The organism is Wolbachia endosymbiont (group A) of Nomada flava (genome assembly GCF_964027055.1).
Lineage (GTDB): Bacteria > Pseudomonadota > Alphaproteobacteria > Rickettsiales > Anaplasmataceae > Wolbachia > Wolbachia pipientis.
This window is the reverse complement of record NZ_OZ034725.1, coordinates 265,211-281,407: the sequence shown is the minus strand read 5'-3', so window position 1 is coordinate 281,407 and position 16,197 is coordinate 265,211. Positions and strand designations below refer to the sequence as shown.

The following is a 16,197-nucleotide window of genomic DNA, read 5'->3' as shown; positions in this document are numbered from 1 at the left end:
ATTTAATTTATATCGTAAAGTGCGCCACTAAATTGTTCTCTAATTCGTTCCATTACTTCATCAGCAATGCTGCGTGCATTCTGCTCAGGGCTTGAATGAATATTGATACTAAATTGCATTTTGTTTTCTACAGTCTTACTTTGTGCTGTAACGGGGTACTTAAGAGAATCACTGATAACGTTATTTACAGATCTAACTTCTAGTCTAGCCTCATTTTTTTTACTCCATAGATTATTGATTGTTTTAAAAGGCTGAGTAATATTATTCCAAAATTTTCCTACCCAATCAGAAAAAGACTTCCATACAATTTTCACTGATTCCCAGATAGTAACAAAAAAGTTCTTTACTGCTTGCCATTTGGTAATTATCAAAGTTGCAGCAACAGCAATACCACCAATAATCAGCCCCATAGGGTTGCTCATCACGGCAATTGTTAATGCTTTAAATCCAGCAATAATTGCTGGAAAAACTGCAGAAGTAGAATAAAGACCTATTTTTACCAAAGTAATAACAGATCCAAACATTCTCCAAGTAGATAAAAGAGCGAATAAAGAACCTTTTATAAAAGTCCAAGCATATCCAAGAGATATAGCTGCTATTTTAATGCTAATCAACGCTGTAGCAGTACTCGTGATTACTGTAGTCAGTATTGGATATTCTTTTGCATACAGCGCTACTTGTGTAGTTGCTGACTTGAGAAGATTAACAGTAAAATTTAAAGGTGGTAATAATACCGCACCAAGATTCATACCCAATTCTGCTATTGAGTTCTTAAGTAACTGAAGATTATTTGCTGTAGTATTTGCTCTATTTTCAAACTCTCTTTGCATTGAGCCATGATATTCTTCGTTTATTAATCGCAAAGATTTTCTATATTCATCTAGACTACCAGTAAGTAGCGCTATATCATCCTGATATTCAAGACCAAAGAGGTCAAAGAGAACGCTAGAACGTTCTTGCTTATCTAATTTTGCAACTGTTTCTAAAAACTTAAGTAATGTACCTTGTGCATTCTTACCGATTGCTTTCTCAAACTCCTGAGCATTTATTTTTAGCACTTGAAACGCTTTTTGAAAATTGCCACCTTGTTTACTCGCTGTTTGCAACTTGCTGAGCATTGCATTAATCGCCGTACCTGCTTTTTCAGGAGTTTTGCCAAGACTAATGAAGCTACTTGCTAAAGCTCCTGCTTCCACTGCAGTTAAACCAAATTGCCTTGCTGTACCACCAATCCTGTTTAGCGTTGGAACAATGTCCTGAGCCTTTGCCGCAGTGTTATCAGAGATATGGTTTATCGCATCGCCAACGCTTTTCATTTCACCAATTTTAATTTGATAAATATTAGAAAGTTTAGCAATAGCGTCGCCTGCTTCTTCTGCTGACATATCAAATGCAGTTGCCATTTTGGCCACAGTGTCTGTAAAGATTGTAAGATCTTTAGCTGCAATACCAAGCTGACCACCACTTGCAGTAATTTGCGCAAGTTCTGCTGCAGATAGCGGAATTGTTCGTGACATTTCCTTTAATGTTTCCCCAAGCTTTGTTAAGCCATTTACATCTGTATCTTCAAACTTTACAACTTTCTTTACATCAGCCATGGCACTCTCAAAACTAATTGCAGCCTTAAGTGGTGCTGCAAGGGTGAGGCCAAGTGCCACGGTATCCATGATTTGAGCTCTAAAATTTGCTCTTTGCGCTAAAACTCCCTTACGTTTTTGCATTACGGAATTTAAAGCTGTATAGTTATTTTTAAGCTTTTCAATAGAAGAGCCAAGTTTAGCTTGATCTCCAATAAGAGATTTTATATCTCTACCACTTTTACTGAACTCCGTGCGTAAATGGTGGAGAGCACTTCTTTTTTGTAAATAAGCTGTTTTAGCTTTCAGTGCTGCAGTTTTAGACCTTGTAAACTCATTTTGCAGACTCTTACTTGGTTCTTCTGCGTTTTTTATCTGCTGAGCAAGAGATTTTGTCTTTATTTCTAGTTCATTCCAAGAACGCCTAGCAAGCAGAGCATCGTGGCTTAATTGTTTAAACTTGGATACTGATTTACTTGATGATTCAAGTTGTTTTATCGTACTACCAATACGAGAAAGTTGCTTCGTGCTACCTGCTATCGTACTATTAAAACTGCTTTGCAGTGTTGCTCCAATTACTATAGAAATTGCCTTCATTTGTATAATTTTCCGCTACTTTCAAACCAAGTAATAAATTCTTCAATATCCATATCAAGCCACTGATTGATTCCACCACCAACCATTGAGCTAAGTGATAATATGCTCAGCCTTAAATCTTCTGCTGAGACAAAAAACCTTGTAACGCTCCCTGAATCTTATTGTAGTCTGCAAGATCAAGTTCTTCTACTGCTTCTCTTGAAATACTTGCAAGATTTCCAATCAGTGCTACTTCTTTCTCTGCATCACTATTACCCATACGTTCAACAGCTAAACGGTCTCGAACTTTTGGACGACGTAGAGTTAGCTCTGAAACTAAAATTCCATCGATTTTTATTGGTTCAGTTAATTTAATTTTTTGCATTAATTTTACCCTTTTATTTAAATCCCTAAAGCTGTGCGCATAGAAGTCATTTGATCAACACCATCGATCTTGCGAATCATGTTTTCTGCATCAATTTCAATCAATTCTCTGCCATCAATGGTAAGCTTATAATAGTTGGCAGCAATTATACATTTTAGTGTTGCTTTTTCAGCAGCCTTCCAGTTACCAAAATCAAGTTCCTTAAAGAGCCCTCTTAAGTTAATTACTACTGATTCGGCATCACTACTTCCCTGCAAACCTCCTCTTAAAGTAAGAGAAACAGCATTATTGTTTATCAATCCGAAAAGTCTAAAGAGCTCAGAGTCATATTCAGAAAAAGTGAAATCTGCTTCAAGCTTTTCCATGCCCATATCAATATTTATTGGAATATCCATACCACCAGCTCTGTATTCTTCTGTTTTTATGGTAAGTTTTGGCAAGGTTACTTCATCTATTTTTCCTGCATAACCACGACCATCAACAAATACGTTAAAATTCTTTAGGATCTTTGGTAACATCTCTCTTTCTCCTTTTACAATATTGCGCCACTCACAAGGTGTGACCTGAAAGTAATCTGTTCAGCTGGATATGGTGGCGTGAACTCAAAATCAAAAGACACTTTTCCGCTTGCAATATTTGTTGGTGTATTGAGCTCTGGAGTTGCATAACATTTTCCGCTAATAATCGCCCCTTGCGCTTTTAAATTTGCAAGATAAGAATTTACCCCCTCAATCACATCATCTATATAAGTTTTGGTAATATTGCGATCAACTGCCCATAAATGAGCTCGAAGTAGACTATCGTTGATTAAATCTGCAGTCCTTCTCACTGACAGAAAAGCCCATTTTGAGTCATTTGAACATGTTCTATTTCCCCAAAGCCTATAGCCATTTTGATGAATTATCGTTGTTACTTCATTTTCATTTAAGTAGTTTGCTCTACAATTTGTATTACCGAGCGTAAAATCAATAGGCCTGCTTATGCCAACAATACCGTTTATTTCTTTATTTGAAGGTGAATGCCAAAATCCTTGTTCGCTATCTACTTTCGCTATTAAACCAGCTACAAATGGGCTAGACGGCAAAATTTCTTCTTTTCCTTCAATAAACACCTTAACCCATGGGTCAACAACGTAAACTCTTGAGCTACCTACACTTTTTCTCCATTTTATGGCTTCTTCATCATTGGTATTTGGTCCATCTGCAACTATTATTGCCCTTAGCTTTTCTGCTACTCCTATCAAAGCTGCTACTACTGGGTTTTTAGGATTTTCAGATTCAGGCAATTGATGAGTAAACTGAGGTGCAATTATTATTCTTGGGGCAACATGTATTATGCTTTCACTGCTGAGGAATGCTTGAATTCCCTGATATTTTCCAGTCTCTTCATCAACTCCACCAATTATATTTTGAATAGCTTCACTTTCTTTGAGCTTTGTATCACTGTTTTCACTTTCTTCAACTCGAATAACTACTACTGTTGCACCAATTTGGGAAAATATTCCGTTTATTGCAGAAGGTAGTGTTCCACTTTTCCCAAGCTTTGCTGCTTCCTTTAAGCTTCCTGCTATCAGTACTGGTTTATTCAGTGGAAATTTTTGCTCATCAGCTTCAGGGGCAGTACCAATTACACCTATCACTGATAATTTAGCTGTACGTACTGATCTTGCTCCTGAGGTTACCTCAATAACCTTTACTCCGTGTAAAAATTCTTCTGGCATTTCTTCCCTTTTTAACTTTCTTGCATTGTTTTCCTGAAATCATCGAGCAAAGTCTGTAGCTCTTCTTCACTTTTGACTTCTTTAATTTTCTTCTTGGCGATGTCTTCCAATTCTTCACATTTCATTATTTCTTTTACTGCTTTTTTTGCCTTCTCTTGAATTATTTTTGCCATCTCTACTACTGAAATTCCTCTCACTCTTGCTAAAGGCTCTATAATTGCTGCATCTTTTTTATTTATAGATTCTGGTGCTGCTAGAATGTTTTTTGCGGCTTCTGCTTGAATCTCATAAGATTTAGCTTTTTGGTGAGAATTCCCTGCATATTGGTTAATATAGCTATCATAATAAAAACGCATACTATCAAATGCACAAAGCTTCGCATTATCCAGCAACTCCTTTTGTATATCTTCTTTAGTACGCTCAACAATTTCTCCTCTTTCAATTAATCGATAACTCTTTTGCCAGTCGAAATTCTTTGGTGCTTCATACCAATCATTCCCAGTTGGCTTATTTTCAAGTACTGTTACTTCTATCTGTTTGTTATTTTCAAATCTAATATAAATTGGCATTATTTGCTACCTCCAGAGCTCATAGGTTTCAGATAATCCTGGACATTGCCAAGCCTTTAGTGTTCTCTCTACATCTACCTCAAGCCCTGTGGTCAGAAAATTGCTACGTAAGTTATATATTCCCCACTGGATAAATTGACCATAGTTGTGTACATAATTTGATGCAAGCATACCTTGACTAACTTGTGTTCTAGAATATAGATAAGATGATGTGTAAAGTAACATTGCAACTGTTTTTCCTGCTGGAATTTCTACATTGCCAGATCCGGCCAATTTGCTATTAGAACTCGTGTATTGGTAAACATTTTTCCATATTATTTTCGAAATTATTGATTTACTAGCATTGGTATTATCTGGTGTTCCCACAAATAATCCTGCACCCCCATACTCCGTACTAGAGTACGATGATCCAACAAATTCCATTGTTTTATTTATGTTCACATTTGTTGTATTTTTTACAAACACTACTCCAAGTGCAGCATATGGGTAATAGTATATCTCATCGTAACTACCCGAAAAACTGTTTGTGCATAACTCTCCGTAAATAAATGTTCCTTTATTTCCCTCTATAAAATTGAGTTGTCTTGGCCGATAAAAACTAACGTAATCTGTATCATATGTATGGCTACCTGCTAGTAGTTGCAACATACAGTCGGTTTTTGTTATATCACTACTCCACTTTCCAAGCTCTGTCGTAAAAGTTCCGTGGCCAAAGTAATTATTTTTTCTACCAAGTACACCAAATAAGAAAGGTAATGACCCTGGTTCAACCATATTGCGCTTTCTTATTTCGTTTGTAAGCAACGCTCTTAGTTGATCATCTCTAGTTTTTATCTCATTATGAATGTTTTTAGTTCGAGTTTCTATTTCTCCTATAATTGATGAGCCAGATGGTACATTATTAACAGCACGAAAATCTTCTACTAAACCTTTAAGACCATCTTTATGACTGTTGCTAATACTGTTTATTGCTGCAATATTCGCATCTTTTCTCGTATCAAGTAGCGATATGTGTGAATCTGATGATGCTTTTAAAGTGTTTAAGGCATTATCTCTAAGCTTGTTAATTTCATTGACAGAATTTGTTTTTGCTGCAGTTATTGACGATATTGAGTTTGTTTTGTTGCTGTTTATGTCACTTAAGTGTTTTTTTGCACTATCAAGAAGTTCTTTTAGCTTACCATCTGTCATCTGCACAATTTCAGAAACCGCATTTTTGTCAACTATTGATTCCAATGCCTTAGCAAGATATGCAAGCTGATCTGGAGTGCTGTTTGCTACTAAATCCTTAAGTCTCTTTTGTAGTTTATCAATTATTTCTTTTATTGTTGTCATCTGCACAACGTTGGAAATAGCTTTTTTATCTGCTATCAATTCCAGCGATTTTGCAAGATATGCCAGTTGATCAGCTGTGCTACTTACTGCTAAATCCTTTATCCTTTGGTGTAATGCTTCTATTGCTTCTTTCATTCCCAAAAATTTAAAAAAGTTTCAAATTTAAATCGTTTAAAATTATTTTTTAGTTGATTATGTTCATTTTCTCTTTCGGTAATATCTTCATCCATTTTCTCAATTGTGGTACGGATACGAACAACATCCTGCACAGCAATGTTTTCTGGATGAGGTAGTGAATATCCTCTGCTTGTTTTATCATCTGACATTCCGCTACGTGACAATGATTCGTAGATTTTTGACTTTAGGACGATAAACAACCGTTCCACTTAAAACCAATTTTACCCTCGTCTCACTAGCATTAAAATTTGATAGTACATGAGTTCTCTCCACCCAACTTTCTCCAATTGGTTTTCCTGATGTTAAATTTACTAATTGCCATTTTTCTCCCCCTCCCACGTTTTTTTCTACATAAGTTTTAACGTCTGCAGTGCCAGGTATTAGCGCATCATATGTTATAGTAATTTTAGTGTTAGTCCCTGCTGTAATACTTCTTGTAACATAATCTCCAGACTCTAAAAGATTACCCATAACTAGCTGTAACCCAGGATAGAGAATAGGACTTCTTTCTTTTGACCCTTTTAAATTTGCCTTTACTGTTAGCTCTCCAGATAGTCTTTCACGCAGCGCAAGCGGCAAGTTATCAGACAAAAAGTTTTCTCTTCCCTCTTCATCTGTTAAGATAAATTCTACATTGGTATCAAATGCTACTTTTTCAACATTTGTCAAAATTATTAAATCTGATACGTTACTTGCAGTAACTTTACCAAGATCAATAACGTGAGAATTTTCGCTAAATTTTGCAGCTAGTAATCGAAAGGTAAGGTCTAAATTCTGATGTGGTGTCCAAGTACTTGCATTGCTCGATGACAGTAATACTCCTACTTGATAAGGCTGGCTTGTTACCCAACGGCTATTTACTGCATCATATTTGCCAAGTTCTGCTATTTTTACTGCAGTATCTGCATCATCGGTAAGTAATACTATTGCATGTTCTCTACCAGCTTCACACCAAACAGGAGACCAAGTAATACGTGTTGCTGTGCCATCTATCTTTATATCTTTTGGCTCAATATAGCTTTCAGCAATGACAGTCTGCGAGGGCATTCCCACTGCTGTTTCTCTAATCTGCACAACAACACGTTTTTTGCCTTTATTTACAAACCATAGCTCTATACCTCCTATGTGTCTGCTCTCATTTAAAGTAAATTTTGCGCTAAAGGATCAACTCTTCTTGCTGCGATAACTCTTCTTCTTTCCTCTATGGTAATAGTTTTTTTACCAGTATAAGCTGTTTCTCCATAGCTTCCTTTATCGCCGTAAAACTGTACTAATTTAGTACCTGCTGGAATATTTGCCGGTATCTTCACCTTTCCCTTTAATTTTCCCTGGTTGTTAGCTGTGAGCATATTTTTTTACCTCTTATACAGTAGGCTGAATGACGATACCATCGAACTTCACCTCCTTGAGCTTTTCATTTGGCTCAAAACCTTCAATTTCAAAATTCTGTACTGCTTCTCTCATAAATTCAGCTTCGTATGAGGCACTTGACAACAGCTCTGTTGTTTCTTTAACATTAAATACTCTGGTTACTGGACTTTTCCAGTTTGTTTTTACCTCTGTCCAGTGGTCAATATTTTTATTGAGGGTAATTTGTGCAGGAACTGGATCAAAAGCTTGATATGGATTGATCTTTTCTCCTTTGGTCTGTAAAAGCTGCTCCAGTACCGGCTCAAGTTTGTATGGCAATAAATAAGGTTCTTTACTCCTTTCAACATCAATGATTTCTACGTTTATCGGCAATATCAGTTCCTTATTTACTATCGCTACAGATTGCGAAATTCCTTGATCACGCATATCATCATCAAAGAGTGGGTCAACAAATACTCCTTTTTTGGTGGTAGGTTCTCTTGAATTTGCATCATTGCGTAGACGTTCATAGGCAACCAGAGCATAAAGATCATTTATTCCCTTCTTCATTGCTTCAAGTTCATTCATCGGTACTGCGTGAATAGCATTGTTCACTACTTTTATTTTTTTGCCTTTTTTCCACGTCTGATGAATGTAGCAGAGCAAAAGTTGTCCGCTAGGTGCTTTAGGCACCGATGGTCGCCAAGGGTGAGCTATGCCTTTTATCCTTCTTATTGCGCCTTTTGCATCTATAGTAATTAAATCAAAGCGTGGCATTTTCCAGGTGTAATCAATCAGAACCAAGCTGTTATCAACTGCTCCTTTTACTTTACATCCCTCTTCACTTATATCTTCAGGGCTTACGTGGGTACGGCAACGATAAGTTATTTGATAACTACTTCCAGGAGCTGGCTCTTTGCCGGGTAATGACCAATCAACGTTTCCTGCATTTAACTTATAGTCTGTACTGTTTTCATAAATAATATTGCCTTGTTTAATTTGAATAATCTCAAGTACTGCAGAGTCAGGTATCGGATCAATGGCTCCTGAATATGAACCGTGAGTAACAGTAATGGTTTTTTGAACAGTTATATCTACTTTTTTAATTTCACTTATTGGAAAATCATTAACTTTAAGTTCCATTACTCTTTGGCTATTTGGCTGAAAAGTATGTGGTTCTGATTCAACTGATTTTATATCTGGATCTTCATCAAAAGAAACACGAATACTGTGAGGAAGTTCAATCTCATAACCATCAACATGAGCTTTGCCCTCATTAATCACAAATATTTCTCCACCTTTTTCGTCCCTTTGCAAAAACATTACTTCAAGGCCATTTACAACGTAGGAACCATTGGCTTCTTTGTCATAACGAGCAAGAGCGGTAGTTACTATGTTTGCTTGTGGTGGTGGTGAATATTCTATTAATACTCCATTTTCAATATTATAAATTGGATAAAATTCTCCTTCAGAAAAACGTGGAGAAAGACCTTCTGCTTGATAACCCCAAATGGTGGAAACTTTAAGCCTTGCTGCCCCTACTTCTTGATAATTACGTGTACCAACAGCAGGATCACGAAGATTTTCGTCCTCAAGTTCTGTAATGGTGGATTCTAGATAATAAACACCTATACGCACTGTGGTACTCAGTGGAATAACAAATTCTTTTGCTTCTACTTTTCTAACTGCTCCACGAAGATAGATTTTTCCTCCCTCAAGCGTAGCTTTACCAGTTTTTGCATCTATAATACAATTGCTTCCTGTTATAACATCACCATCACGGAATATTGCATCACCTATGCCTTTAAGCTTAGAGAGAGCATATTCTTGGGTTTCGTTTAATTCTGCTGACTGTAGACCTCTTCCTGCAAGAAATAAGCTTTTTTCGTATTCTTTGTCAGGATTAAAGCGGTTATAATAGGCGTTTAAAGTCATTTTATTCTAGAAAAATTCAAAAGGTTACAACAAATGAAAAAGTCTCTCTTGTAGCAGAAGTCCTGATTAATGGTACTGTATGTTCCAAAATCAATAAAATCCCATGGTCTTCTATGTCTTGGAGTTCAAAATATCTCTGTCCTGTAGGTAATCCTTCTTTTACTTTAGTACCAACCATAACCCCAAGCTCCCGTATAACTTGATTTGCTGCGTCCGTGAAATCGAAAGTAAATTTAAGGTACAAGTTATTGGTTGGTACATTAGAGGGTTTAAACCTACCTGTAGGAGTTAGAAGCTCTCCATTCTCATCACCTGTACAGAAGAGAACCTCATCAACAACACGACGTCCAACTTCCTTAATTAATGTTGCAGAAGTAATTAGTTCCGGTGGTGTGTCTTGAGTATACTCTATAGTGATTACGCTATCTGCTATAATTGCACCATTTTCTACACGCTCAATAGCGCCTGCGCTACTATCAACTATATAATCTATGCTTGACTGATAAATTGTTTGCCCTGTATAAACTTTTACATCTTTAATAGTGTGGTGATCTAAACTTATCTTGCCGCCTGCTGTAAAAGTTTTTTCAACTTTGTAGCTGCTTTCCCAGGTAGAATCTCCAGATCCCCAAGCAAGATGTATTGGTTGCTCTTTTATGCTCGCAGCAATAGCTGCTCTGCCTGATTGTGTGAGTACTGACATAGTTGATTGTGCAGTTGATATTATGTATATACAAGATCCGTGGAAAAAACGTCCAATTTTTTTGCAATAATAGGATCAAAATCTTTCCAAGGGCGATTTAAGTGGCGATGTTCATGCCAAGTAACCATACCTAGATAGAATGCTGCTACGTAATTTTCTAGCTCATGAATGGGATCTTTCTGTTTTGAATCTGAATCATTTTGACAATCAACATGATATTCCATTAAATTAGACTCTATTATTCTTTGATCAGTAAAACTCTTTGCTTCGTAGTAATAAGTTATACTAAACCGCTCTAAAATCGGTGTGCATCGAAAGTTCCAAATTTGCTCAGAAAGTTTATCTTCACTTAAGTGAAATGTATGCTCTATTTCTTCATAAATAGTCGATGCAAAACAAGCATTTATATCCCCTAAATTCCAACTATCTGACAATACTATCAATGCTTTAGCAAACTTAATTTCTGGCAATAAACTCTGTGGTAGAGGATGTAGTGCTTCTAAGTTGTACCACTCATGATTTCTTTCATATGCACCGTTGTAATTCTTCATGTGAGGTTCTGTCTCTCCTAATATTGCAACATCTAACCTATATAAATCATTACTGTAACTTCTATCATAATGTGATCTAAAAGTGCCAAATTTAAATCTTGGATTTCCTATTTTCAGCTCAAATGAGTTTTTTCTTCCAAACGATAATACTGGTCCTTCTTTTGCTATTTTTACACCTGAGTAGTCTGAAAGAAGATCTCCAAAAATACTTTCATCTAACATAAACCGCTGAGCATTGTAATAGTCATTGAATATTCGCATTAATCGAGATCTTGCCGGTGCAGAAAGTTTTGCCAGAGCAATTACACTATCGACAAAAAAGTCATTAGGAACATCAGAGATGCCAATTTGAAATTCAGCAAAATGCTCTCCTGGTGGTTCTTCTTGAATGGTAATATTATCAATGTTTGCCCACTTCAGCGCCATCTTCAGTGACTGTGGTGTACCGCGCAAACGTTGAAATCTTATTCCGTTTTGCTTAGCTAAGACCCATTCTTTTAATGCACTCTTAGTAGCTTTCTTACCCCAGGATAAAATTTCTCCCAAGCCGTATTCCGCTACTAGCCACGGCAACATTTCAGTCTGTGGGTTAAATTTAAATCCCCGTAGAGAATTTGCATCAAGAGAATAATTAATTATGTCTGTAAGTATTTGCTCTTGCTTTGAAGCATTTGGAGGAAGTATCACCAATTTTTACCTAACACTTAAATTATTTAAAGTAACGCATTCATTATCTTGCACGACGATGTCTTCTATCGGCTCTGTAAGCTCTATATTCTGCATACCTTCTATAAAGAGGTGGGCAATAATCCATGATCTGGTAACATTCCACCCTAAACCTTTAGCAGATTCAAGATCTTTGATAAATTGTTCCTTTGCAGCTTCGATAACATCTTTGGATGCAGTAGGGTAAATATGCACTTTAGCATGAATAGTAATGGGAATAATACCACAGCCAATAACTGTAAGCGTATCTGTTAATACACGAATATCATCGCGAATAACGTGATTTCTGACGATCTCTAGCAATTCTTCTGAAGGTACTCCATCATTTTCTGTGGAAAGTATTGAAATCTGTACACTTCCTGGTATAGGTGATACCACTTGCGCATCTTTTACTCTTGTGTCAGTAGATAATGCATGATAACGATAATGCTCTTTGCTTCCTGCTGTTGACCAACCAACAATTTTGGCTTTTACCCGCTTTCTTAAGGATTCATCATCCTCTGATTCCTTCCGCACAACGCCATAAAATTCAGCTAAGAGATTAAGGTCATTGTCCTTTGCAAAAGCAAGTAAATTTGCTTTTGCTGCATCATTAATCCTTTGCCTAAGCAAAAGTTCACGCCAGGCTGCCACTTCCAGGATTTTTATTGCTGGATCACTCTCAGTTAGCGCAGAAAAATTTTTATCTCTATGAACTAACTCTTCTTTCATGCGAGAAAAGATTTCCTCAAATTTTAATGTTTCGACAATATTTGGTGTTTTCATCCTACTACCTTATACTATAATACCATCAAGGCGGATCAGCTTTCCATTTGGCAGATAGATTCCTTCTAAAATGAGAGTTACTTTACCTTCTTTTATTTCTGTTATTTGTACACGTTTAAGCTTAAATCGACGCTCCCACTTTTCTAATGCTTCTGCAACTGCTGCATAAAGTTCTTGTGCAAAACCAGGTACAATTGGATGATCAATCAGCTCAAATAACCTTGATCCGTAATCTCGGCGCATAACACGAGTGCCAACTGGCGTAGTTAAAATATCAACTATTGATTGTTTTAAATGCTCTATACCACTTATTGTTTTACCAGTTTCAGAACTCATACCACGCATATTATTTACCCTGCAAAAACGTTATCACTCCCTTCTTCTGCTATTGCTCCACAGGAAATTAGGTCACCAGTACGAGCAATGGCTTTGCCATTTACAAACACTGCTTTCGACCCTTGTGTCATTACTTTTCCTTCACTAAAATTATCTCCTTGCCTACAGACAGGTCTTCCGTTTATAAATACATCTCTGCTTCCACTTATACAAAAATGCAGCAACGCTCCTTCACAGTGATCTCCTAGGCGTATAACTGATTTATTCATTCCTTTCCCTAATTTAGATTTACTCTTTTTGCTTTTAGTTTTATTTCGCTCTTTGTTATCTCTACACTTGATTCCCCAACATTCAGTGTTATCTTGTCTACTACTTCAATCTCTAAATGATGTTTCTCTTTATCATATGTAAATCTTGTCCCATCTTGAAATTTTACACTATTTACTTCCTTTTTATTCTCTGGAGGAGGGTATTTTTCCTGATATATTGCCGGTAACACCACCCCCAAAGACAATTCTCCCAATGGTGATAATACTATTACCTGTTCATCAATATTTGGTGGTGACCAACTTTCAGCTCTATTTGTTATCCATGGAAGAAAATCTGTTACAAGTTCACCTATTTTAACTTTTACTTTAGCTTTTTCATAATCTATTTTTTCGACAATGCCTATACGGACAATGTTGGCCAATTTCCTCCGCAATTCTGAAATTGCAAAATTACTTTCCAACATTCACATCGATTAAATGAGGTTTTATTTTACTCACTTCCCAAATCGATCGCCCTACATGCAATTCGTGCGCCCAGTCTACCATCCACACTAAATATGCATCGAGCTCTGGCCTAAAATCATCTCCTCCTCCTGATATAAATTCTCCTGGTGAAACATTTTTCACGTTCCAAGTATTTTTATTTACTACTCTGGCAACCTCAGCAGCTAATGATCTGACAATAATAGGGGCATTTTCTATTGTGCTATCGATCACTATTCGTGCCTCAAATTTTGCTCTCAGCGCTAGCTCCTCTGTTCCTGGATCTTTTCCTTGCTCTAGACTTGACAATTCTATAAATACCGCTGGAGCTGCTAACTCTTTCCTTATTGCTGGATAAACCTCACAAGTTTGAATTGCTGGTATCTCTGCCTTTAGCGTATTACAGATTGCCTCATGTAAATTAGTCCAAAATGCCGTCATAAAATAACTCATGTGTAAAATATTTTTCAAATATCCTTTCAACTTCATAATTAACAAGATTTTCTATTATCCTTGAAGCCTCAGGTTCAAGTGGTAGTTTAACCTCCTGTATCGGTAGTGCTGTTCTTCCTACACGTTTAAAAATACCACGATAGCCTCTTGGCATCGTTGCCATAAATGCATCATTAAATGCTGTTCTTATTTTTGCTTGTTTTATATTTCTCATTCTCATATCATACAGATATGCTCTAATTAAAACCTTCAAAGTGCTTTTCCTTGCCTTGATAATTCTTAGTCTTTTTCTAATTACTTTTAGCCTAATTTGCTTTTCTTCACTGATTTCTCGGACAGCCTGAGATTTTAACCATAATGCCGTTTTGTTTAGCGCTCTTACCGCTGCCAATTCTATTTTGGCTTTGTTAGCATCAATGTTGTGAATAATTCTCTCAATATTTTCATTAACCTCAATGTTAAACATCCTTCTCTCCAAGTACTGTACATTTTATATTCCATACTATTCCTGAATTATCTCGCAGTGGTGGAGAATATACTTTATATTTACGACCATCAATAACAAAAATATCTCCCACCATTGGCCTCAGTACATCAAAAACATTTACCTCAAGAAAAAGCATCTCTCCCACAAATTGTCCTTCACCAATCTCGTATAATTTATCTGGCTGTTGCTTTAATACCTGTACCATATATGACTTATCCTTTGATTTATAACAAGCCACTTCTCCTAAATGGGCAAAACAATCTTTAAATAATCTCTTAATATTCTCTTGCACATTTCTCCGCTATATACTAACATTTATATGCTAAGAAGAGGTAAAGCATTCTTCTGCCTCACACCGCTTTATATTTGCTCTACCTATGTTACAACGATCTTGACTAGTATTGCTGGACGGTGGCACATTGGCAGAGGGTTTGACTGCGTATGCAAATCAGTCCCTCTATCAAATCTTCTTGGCTCTTGTTTTGCATATAGTGGCTGTCCAAGTGTATTTACTGTCTCATTAAAATCTGCTGGTGCAAAATATGTTGTAAATGTGCTCGCTGTTCCTAGTGGAAAACAGTGCCCTGTATCTTTCTCAATAAATCTTCTCACAGTTCCTTCAGGGTCGGTTGCTTGTCCTCTATATTCCTCAAACGTTATACCACAAAACGTAAATCCTGACCTCATATCATTCCTTAGCGCTGCACCTTCTTGCCATCTTTCATATGCTTCTTTCACTTTACTATGCGAAGTTAATGCATCAAAAAACTCAGGGCTTACCAAGGCATGAATTCCAGTCATATATTCACCACTTAGGTTATCTTCTATGTGCCTCAATACCTCCATACACTTACGTTTTACATCTGTTGTTGCTGTTCCTAGTGCAAAATTTACTACTTTTGGCGTAATTTCAAATTCGTTGTACAGATTTAATAATTCACTGCCATCTGCGTCCAGAATAATCCCTTTCAGCGCTCCCATTCGCAAATGCTCTAACGTTATTGCGTGTTTGTTTCTCATTAGCTGTAAATGATCGGTTATTACATCTGCCAGCGCTTTAAGTTCACTCTCTGATCCAAAAGCTCTTATTCCTTGTACTTCTTCTGGCAGCACTACATCATCATGCGGAATGTGCGGAATCGTAAATGTTCTTACCTTTCTTTTTCCTCTTTTTCCTACTGTTGCTGGTGCTCCGGGTACTTGCGTTGGTAGTAAACTTAACACTCCGTTGTGTTCTTCTATCGTAATATGTCTAAATCTTACTGACCTACTTGGAAATAAATTTAAATTTTCAACTCGTCCATAATTTATCGGCAATATATTTATCGCATTTGTTAGTGCCGTCATGCTAAATGCTGTATTTGTAAATGGATTTTGCATTTTTTTCTCCCCCTTATTAATTTAAGTTACACTCCCTTGCGGACAATGATCCCTCGTGCTTCAAGTTGCTTTATTGCTGCAGCTTTCTGCTCTTCAGTGATATTTGCTGGCCATACAACTGCATGATCGGCAAGAAGAGCAATACGAGTAATTATTATTGCTTTAGTATCTCCATCTTTGCTATTTACATCGCTTGTTATTACACCTATCGCTGTTTGTGTGCCATCTGTGGCAGTTGGATTTATTACCTTAATCATGTTGTCTTTATCACGACCAACAACTGTACCAAGTTTAAGATTTTGACCTTTAGCTACTGCTATTAAGTCTCTTGAATACAGGCTTGATGCCTCATACTTTAATAAGTCACCTAGATTATTTTGTTCGGTTATAGTACTCATTTTGCTTTTCTCCTTTTGTTAT

19 protein-coding genes and 1 pseudogene are annotated in these 16,197 nt (G+C 36.7%); all 20 read right to left on the bottom strand.

The window, feature by feature from the left end; translation table 11 throughout:
* Positions 1-2: 2 nt before the first annotated feature.
* Positions 3-2,174 carry a phage tail tape measure protein gene (locus AAGD70_RS01445; RefSeq protein WP_065094345.1) on the bottom strand — a complete coding sequence of 724 codons (2,172 nt, stop codon included), beginning with the start codon at positions 2,172-2,174 and terminating at the stop codon, positions 3-5.
* 112 nt (positions 2,175-2,286) lie between these two features.
* Positions 2,287-2,538, bottom strand: a complete 252-nt coding sequence (locus tag AAGD70_RS01440; RefSeq protein ID WP_065094344.1) for a phage tail assembly protein — start codon at positions 2,536-2,538, stop codon at positions 2,287-2,289.
* A gap of 17 nt (positions 2,539-2,555) precedes the next feature.
* A complete protein-coding gene (locus AAGD70_RS01435) occupies positions 2,556-3,056 on the bottom strand; it encodes a phage major tail tube protein (protein WP_065094343.1) in 501 nt (166 codons plus the stop codon).
* Positions 3,057-3,070: 14 nt separating this feature from the next.
* Positions 3,071-4,258 carry a phage tail sheath subtilisin-like domain-containing protein gene (locus AAGD70_RS01430; RefSeq protein ID WP_065094342.1) on the bottom strand — a complete coding sequence of 396 codons (1,188 nt, stop codon included), beginning with the start codon at positions 4,256-4,258 and terminating at the stop codon, positions 3,071-3,073.
* Between the two features lie 11 nt (positions 4,259-4,269).
* Positions 4,270-4,827 carry a hypothetical protein gene (locus tag AAGD70_RS01425; RefSeq protein ID WP_065094341.1) on the bottom strand — a complete coding sequence of 186 codons (558 nt, stop codon included), beginning with the start codon at positions 4,825-4,827 and terminating at the stop codon, positions 4,270-4,272.
* A 6-nt stretch (positions 4,828-4,833) separates the two neighbouring features.
* Entirely contained in the window at positions 4,834-6,297 is a 1,464-nt protein-coding gene (locus AAGD70_RS01420) for a hypothetical protein (protein WP_065094340.1), read from the bottom strand.
* A complete protein-coding gene (locus AAGD70_RS01415; RefSeq protein ID WP_065094339.1) occupies positions 6,294-6,488 on the bottom strand; it encodes a hypothetical protein in 195 nt (64 codons plus the stop codon). Before AAGD70_RS01415 ends, AAGD70_RS01420 begins: the two co-directional genes overlap by 4 nt.
* Before the next feature lie 4 nt (positions 6,489-6,492).
* Positions 6,493-7,688, bottom strand: a pseudogene (locus tag AAGD70_RS01410) (hypothetical protein).
* Between the two features lie 13 nt (positions 7,689-7,701).
* Positions 7,702-9,624, bottom strand: coding sequence for a DUF4815 domain-containing protein (locus tag AAGD70_RS01405; protein WP_065094338.1), 1,923 nt, complete (start codon positions 9,622-9,624; stop codon positions 7,702-7,704).
* A 16-nt stretch (positions 9,625-9,640) separates the two neighbouring features.
* Positions 9,641-10,327, bottom strand: coding sequence for a hypothetical protein (locus AAGD70_RS01400; RefSeq protein ID WP_065094337.1), 687 nt, complete (start codon positions 10,325-10,327; stop codon positions 9,641-9,643).
* A gap of 20 nt (positions 10,328-10,347) precedes the next feature.
* Complete coding sequence (locus tag AAGD70_RS01395) at positions 10,348-11,565, bottom strand: phage tail protein (RefSeq protein ID WP_065094336.1); 1,218 nt, start codon at positions 11,563-11,565, stop codon at positions 10,348-10,350.
* Between the two features lie 6 nt (positions 11,566-11,571).
* Positions 11,572-12,369, bottom strand: a complete 798-nt coding sequence (locus AAGD70_RS01390; protein ID WP_065094335.1) for a baseplate J/gp47 family protein — start codon at positions 12,367-12,369, stop codon at positions 11,572-11,574.
* A gap of 9 nt (positions 12,370-12,378) precedes the next feature.
* On the bottom strand, positions 12,379-12,714 hold the full coding sequence (locus AAGD70_RS01385) for a GPW/gp25 family protein (protein ID WP_065094334.1): 336 nt from the start codon (positions 12,712-12,714) through the stop codon (positions 12,379-12,381).
* A gap of 5 nt (positions 12,715-12,719) precedes the next feature.
* On the bottom strand, positions 12,720-12,974 hold the full coding sequence (locus tag AAGD70_RS01380) for a PAAR domain-containing protein (protein WP_065094333.1): 255 nt from the start codon (positions 12,972-12,974) through the stop codon (positions 12,720-12,722).
* An 8-nt stretch (positions 12,975-12,982) separates the two neighbouring features.
* Positions 12,983-13,438: a phage baseplate assembly protein V gene (locus tag AAGD70_RS01375; RefSeq protein ID WP_065094332.1), complete on the bottom strand. Its 456-nt coding sequence runs from the start codon at positions 13,436-13,438 to the stop codon at positions 12,983-12,985.
* Positions 13,425-13,898 (bottom strand): hypothetical protein, encoded by a 474-nt coding sequence (locus AAGD70_RS01370; RefSeq protein WP_065094331.1) that lies wholly within the window; start codon positions 13,896-13,898, stop codon positions 13,425-13,427. The genes AAGD70_RS01375 and AAGD70_RS01370 overlap by 14 nt, the downstream gene beginning before the upstream one ends.
* Positions 13,879-14,376, bottom strand: coding sequence for a phage tail protein (locus AAGD70_RS01365; RefSeq protein WP_065094330.1), 498 nt, complete (start codon positions 14,374-14,376; stop codon positions 13,879-13,881). The genes AAGD70_RS01370 and AAGD70_RS01365 overlap by 20 nt, the downstream gene beginning before the upstream one ends.
* Entirely contained in the window at positions 14,369-14,689 is a 321-nt protein-coding gene (locus tag AAGD70_RS01360; protein ID WP_065094329.1) for a hypothetical protein, read from the bottom strand. The genes AAGD70_RS01365 and AAGD70_RS01360 overlap by 8 nt, the downstream gene beginning before the upstream one ends.
* Positions 14,690-14,772: 83 nt before the next feature.
* Positions 14,773-15,777 (bottom strand): major capsid protein, encoded by a 1,005-nt coding sequence (locus tag AAGD70_RS01355; protein ID WP_065094328.1) that lies wholly within the window; start codon positions 15,775-15,777, stop codon positions 14,773-14,775.
* A gap of 26 nt (positions 15,778-15,803) precedes the next feature.
* Complete coding sequence (locus tag AAGD70_RS01350) at positions 15,804-16,175, bottom strand: head decoration protein (protein WP_065094327.1); 372 nt, start codon at positions 16,173-16,175, stop codon at positions 15,804-15,806.
* Positions 16,176-16,197 lie beyond the last annotated feature (22 nt).

Excerpts from the sequence above, each read along its gene's own strand:
- AAGD70_RS01405 (WP_065094338.1), bottom strand. The coding sequence starts at position 9,624 with ATGACTTTAAACGCCTATTATAACCGCTTTAATCCTGACAAAGAATAC.
- AAGD70_RS01375 (WP_065094332.1), bottom strand. The coding sequence starts at position 13,438 with ATGTTGGAAAGTAATTTTGCAATTTCAGAATTGCGGAGGAAATTGGCC.
- AAGD70_RS01385 (WP_065094334.1), bottom strand. The coding sequence starts at position 12,714 with ATGCGTGGTATGAGTTCTGAAACTGGTAAAACAATAAGTGGTATAGAG.
- AAGD70_RS01370 (WP_065094331.1), bottom strand. The coding sequence starts at position 13,898 with ATGACGGCATTTTGGACTAATTTACATGAGGCAATCTGTAATACGCTA.
- AAGD70_RS01440 (WP_065094344.1), bottom strand. The coding sequence starts at position 2,538 with ATGCAAAAAATTAAATTAACTGAACCAATAAAAATCGATGGAATTTTA.
- AAGD70_RS01420 (WP_065094340.1), bottom strand. The coding sequence starts at position 6,297 with ATGAAAGAAGCAATAGAAGCATTACACCAAAGGATAAAGGATTTAGCA.
- AAGD70_RS01435 (WP_065094343.1), bottom strand. The coding sequence starts at position 3,056 with ATGTTACCAAAGATCCTAAAGAATTTTAACGTATTTGTTGATGGTCGT.
- AAGD70_RS01400 (WP_065094337.1), bottom strand. The coding sequence starts at position 10,327 with ATGTCAGTACTCACACAATCAGGCAGAGCAGCTATTGCTGCGAGCATA.
- AAGD70_RS01425 (WP_065094341.1), bottom strand. The coding sequence starts at position 4,827 with ATGCCAATTTATATTAGATTTGAAAATAACAAACAGATAGAAGTAACA.
- AAGD70_RS01380 (WP_065094333.1), bottom strand. The coding sequence starts at position 12,974 with ATGAATAAATCAGTTATACGCCTAGGAGATCACTGTGAAGGAGCGTTG.
- AAGD70_RS01415 (WP_065094339.1), bottom strand. The coding sequence starts at position 6,488 with ATGTCAGATGATAAAACAAGCAGAGGATATTCACTACCTCATCCAGAA.
- AAGD70_RS01350 (WP_065094327.1), bottom strand. The coding sequence starts at position 16,175 with ATGAGTACTATAACCGAACAAAATAATCTAGGTGACTTATTAAAGTAT.
- AAGD70_RS01365 (WP_065094330.1), bottom strand. The coding sequence starts at position 14,376 with ATGTTTAACATTGAGGTTAATGAAAATATTGAGAGAATTATTCACAAC.
- AAGD70_RS01430 (WP_065094342.1), bottom strand. The coding sequence starts at position 4,258 with ATGCCAGAAGAATTTTTACACGGAGTAAAGGTTATTGAGGTAACCTCA.
- AAGD70_RS01355 (WP_065094328.1), bottom strand. The coding sequence starts at position 15,777 with ATGCAAAATCCATTTACAAATACAGCATTTAGCATGACGGCACTAACA.
- AAGD70_RS01445 (WP_065094345.1), bottom strand. The coding sequence starts at position 2,174 with ATGAAGGCAATTTCTATAGTAATTGGAGCAACACTGCAAAGCAGTTTT.
- AAGD70_RS01390 (WP_065094335.1), bottom strand. The coding sequence starts at position 12,369 with ATGAAAACACCAAATATTGTCGAAACATTAAAATTTGAGGAAATCTTT.